5 protein-coding genes and 1 tRNA gene are annotated in these 3,320 nt (G+C 67.6%); 2 read left to right on the top strand and 4 right to left on the bottom strand.

What is annotated here, in order from left to right; genetic code table 11:
- Both AC1D01_RS26305 and AC1D01_RS26300 read left to right on the top strand, forming a co-directional pair.
- Positions 1 to 811, top strand: an 811-nt coding sequence (locus tag AC1D01_RS26305; protein ID WP_477871615.1) for a sodium/proton-translocating pyrophosphatase, incomplete at its 5' end; no start/stop codon positions are given.
- Between the two features lie 141 nt (positions 812 to 952).
- The gene (locus AC1D01_RS26300) at positions 953 to 1,279 is read left to right on the top strand and encodes a hypothetical protein (protein ID WP_477871613.1); all 327 of its coding nucleotides are present in this window, start codon (positions 953 to 955) and stop codon (positions 1,277 to 1,279) included.
- A 91-nt stretch (positions 1,280 to 1,370) separates the two neighbouring features.
- Here AC1D01_RS26300 and AC1D01_RS26295 read toward each other — a convergent pair.
- The 4 genes from AC1D01_RS26295 to AC1D01_RS26280 all read right to left on the bottom strand — a co-directional run.
- Positions 1,371 to 1,447: transfer RNA gene (locus tag AC1D01_RS26295), tRNA-Pro, on the bottom strand.
- A gap of 42 nt (positions 1,448 to 1,489) precedes the next feature.
- Positions 1,490 to 1,981 carry a MerR family transcriptional regulator gene (locus AC1D01_RS26290; RefSeq protein ID WP_477871611.1) on the bottom strand — a complete coding sequence of 164 codons (492 nt, stop codon included), beginning with the start codon at positions 1,979 to 1,981 and terminating at the stop codon, positions 1,490 to 1,492.
- 35 nt (positions 1,982 to 2,016) lie between these two features.
- On the bottom strand, positions 2,017 to 2,385 hold the full coding sequence (locus AC1D01_RS26285; RefSeq protein WP_047511799.1) for an integration host factor subunit alpha: 369 nt from the start codon (positions 2,383 to 2,385) through the stop codon (positions 2,017 to 2,019).
- A gap of 11 nt (positions 2,386 to 2,396) precedes the next feature.
- Positions 2,397 to 3,320: phenylalanine--tRNA ligase subunit beta-related protein (locus tag AC1D01_RS26280; protein WP_477871609.1), on the bottom strand; the 924-nt coding region annotated here is incomplete at its 5' end.

Genomic DNA, 3,320 nt, shown 5'->3' with positions numbered 1-3,320 from the left:
CATCACCGACCCGCTCGATGCCGTGGGCAACACCACGAAGGCCGTCACCAAGGGCTATGCGATCGGCTCGGCCGGGCTGGCCGCGCTGGTGCTGTTCGCCGACTACACGCACGCGCTGGCAGCGCGCGGCATGACGGTGAGCTTCGACCTGTCGGAGCCGCGCGTGATCGTCGGGCTGTTCATCGGCGGGCTGATCCCGTACCTGTTCGGCGCGATGGCGATGGAGGCCGTCGGCCGCGCGGCCGGTTCGGTCGTCGAGGAGGTGCGACGCCAGTTCCGCGACATCAAGGGGATCATGGACGGCAGCGGCAAGCCCGAGTACGGCCGCGCCGTCGACATGCTGACCACCGCGGCGATCAAGGAAATGATCGTCCCGAGCCTGCTGCCGGTGGTCGTGCCGATCGCGGTCGGCATGCTGCTCGGCCCGGCCGCGCTCGGCGGGCTGCTGATGGGCACCATCGTCACCGGCCTGTTCGTCGCGATCTCGATGTGCACCGGCGGCGGCGCCTGGGACAACGCGAAGAAGTACATCGAGGACGGCCACCACGGCGGCAAGGGCTCGGACGCGCACAAGGCGGCCGTCACCGGCGACACCGTCGGCGACCCCTACAAGGACACGGCCGGGCCGGCGGTGAACCCGCTGATCAAGATCATCAACATCGTCGCGCTGCTGATCGTGCCGCTGCTGCCGGCCGGCATGGCCGCGAGCACGGCCGATGCGCTGCAGCACGGGGCGCCGACGACGATGTCGGCCAGCGCGCCGGCAGCGGCCGAGGCGGCGACACCGGCGGCCTCCGCGGCCAGCCGATGACGCGCCGCGCAGGGGGGCTGGCCAGCGACCCGTGCTGAAAGGGATCTGCTCCTACGCGAAGGTCGGAAGGCGCCGATGGAAGGCGCGGCGGCTCGGTCCGAACATCGTCCGCGTCCTCAGCAGTCCGACCTCTCTTGCACCATGCGCAGCCGCCTGATCACCGATGGCCTCCATCCCCTGGAAGACGAAGCCCTGATGAACGCCCTCGACACCATCGACGTGGCCAGCCGACCCGACGGCGTGCAGATGGTCTTCGGCGTCGAGGACAGCGATCACCGCGTCTACCGGTTGATCGAGACCTCCAGCCTGCTCGAAGCGGTGCGCGTCATCGGCGCGATCCGCCAGCTCGGGTTGAGCGGCGCACCGGGGCGCCGGGAACACGGCGTGCTGCTGCAGCGGGTGTTCGGTCGCGCGGAGGGTCGCGCGGGTGGTCACGCGGAGAGATCTGAAAAGCACAAAGCCCACTGAGCTTCAACTTGAGTTGGACCTCAAGTCAGACCTCAGTGGGCTTTTCTGCGTGCTGGCTGGTGGGGACCAGCCGGTATGGCTTCGATCTCTATGGTCGGGGTGGCGGGATTCGAACTCGCGACCCCTTGCACCCCATGCAAGTGCGCTACCAGGCTGCGCTACACCCCGACGTAAGCCGCGCAGTATAGCGTGGAAATCCGGCGGTTCCGGTCAGGCCACCAGCAGGTGGCGGATCGAGATCAGCTCTTCGCGCATCTGCGTCAGCGACACCTCGTCGACGATCACCACCGGTTGAGGGATGGGCGCGTCTTCGGGTGCGGCATCGAGCGGCAATTCGGAATCGGGACCGCCTGCATCGAGCTCGGCATCCGCTTCACCATCGAGCTCTGCATCGTGGCCGTCCGGCGCACCGAGCGATGCCAGCGAAGACGACGAAGCCCGCGAATGGACCAGCTCGGTGAGCCGGTTGCGGGCCCCGCTGATCGTGAAGCCCTGCTCATACAGCAGCTCGCGGATGCGCCGGATCAGCAGCACCTCGTGGTGCTGGTAGTAGCGCCGGTTGCCGCGGCGCTTCATCGGCTTGAGCTGCGTGAACTCCTGTTCCCAATAGCGCAGCACGTACGGCTTCACGCCGCACAAATCGCTGACCTCACCAATGGTGAAGTAGCGTTTGGCAGGGATGGCGGGAAGCGCTTTCTCCATTGAAATCAAGGAGTTCGAGAGAGAAAGCTAAGACTTTACTCGAAGTCGTCACCCGCCGGTATGTCGCCCTGCACAACTCCCTTCAGTTTGTGACTGGCGTGAAAAGTTACAACATTCCTGGCCTTGATCGGTATCGATTCCCCGGTCCGGGGGTTGCGCCCCGGCCGGGGCGCCTTGCGCCGGATGTTGAAATTACCGAATCCCGACAGCTTCACGTCCTCGCCCTTCACCAGCGTGCCGTGGATGATGTCGAAAAAAGCCTCGACCATGTCCTTCGATTCGCGCTTGTTCAGGCCCAGCCGCTCGAACAGCAGCTCGGCCAGTTCGGCCTTGGTGAGCGTCGGCGTCTCGAGGGTCGGCAGCAGCACGCGGGCCGGGGATTTGTCGTCGTTGTGGTCGTCCATGGCGGCCTCCCTCAGCCGCGAAGGCGCACGCCGAGGCGGGCCTTCAGGCTGTCCAGCACCTTGTGCACGCCGGCTTCGATGCGCTCGTCGGTCAGCGTCGCGGCGTCGTCCAGCAGCTCGAGCCGGATGGCCAGGCTGCGTTCGCCGGCGGCCATGTCGGCCGCAGGCGTCGCCGGCTTGTAGATGTCGAACAGCCGCGCCGAGCGGATCAGGCCCGGGTCGACCGCCGTGATCGTGCCGATCAGCGCCTCGTGCGTGACCTGCTCGCCGGCGATCACCGCGATGTCGCGCCAAGCCGACTGCTGCTTCGGGATCGGCTGGAACTGCGGCAGCAGGCGCTGCTGCAGCGCCGAGGCGTCGAGCTCGAACAGCACCGGCGCGTGCGGCAGCTCGTACGACTGCCGCCACTTCGGGTGCAATTCGCCGACGTGGCCGATGGCCTGCCCGTCGATCTCGATGCGCGCCGAACGGCCGGGGTGCAGCGCAGGGTGCTCGGCAGCGACGAAGCTGACCGCCAGCGGCGCGAGCAGCGATTCGATGTCGCCCTTCACGTCGAAGAAGTCGACCTGGCGTTCCTTTGCCGCCCACTGCAATGCATCGACCGGGCCGTACGCGAGGCCCGCGACGCGCAGCGGCTGCGCGATGCCGGCCACGCTGAAGGCGCCGTTGGCGACCGACGCATCGCGCCGGAACACGCGGCCCGATTCGAACACCCGCACGCGCGTGGTCTTGCGCGCCAGGTTGAAACGCAGCACGTTGACGAGGCCGCCGAGCAGGCTTGAGCGCATCACCGACAGCGGGCTCGCGATCGGGTTCAGCACGCGGATCGGGTCGGCATTGCCGGCCAGCTCATGCTCCCAGCGCTCCTCGACGAAGCTGAAGTTGATCGTCTCCTGGTAGTCGAGGCCGGCCAGCAGGTGGCGCAGCGCGTGCGG

The sequence above is a fragment of the Rhizobacter sp. P3_B12 genome (genome assembly GCF_056402895.1).
Note: the sequence above shows the minus strand (reverse complement) of the source record. Positions and strands in the feature narration are given on the sequence as shown.

What these genes read in the sequence shown, in the direction of transcription:
- AC1D01_RS26300 (WP_477871613.1), top strand. Translation starts at nt 953, where the DNA reads ATGCGCAGCCGCCTGATCACCGATGGCCTCCATCCCCTGGAAGACGAA.
- AC1D01_RS26285 (WP_047511799.1), bottom strand. Translation starts at nt 2,385, where the DNA reads ATGGACGACCACAACGACGACAAATCCCCGGCCCGCGTGCTGCTGCCG.
- AC1D01_RS26290 (WP_477871611.1), bottom strand. Translation starts at nt 1,981, where the DNA reads ATGGAGAAAGCGCTTCCCGCCATCCCTGCCAAACGCTACTTCACCATT.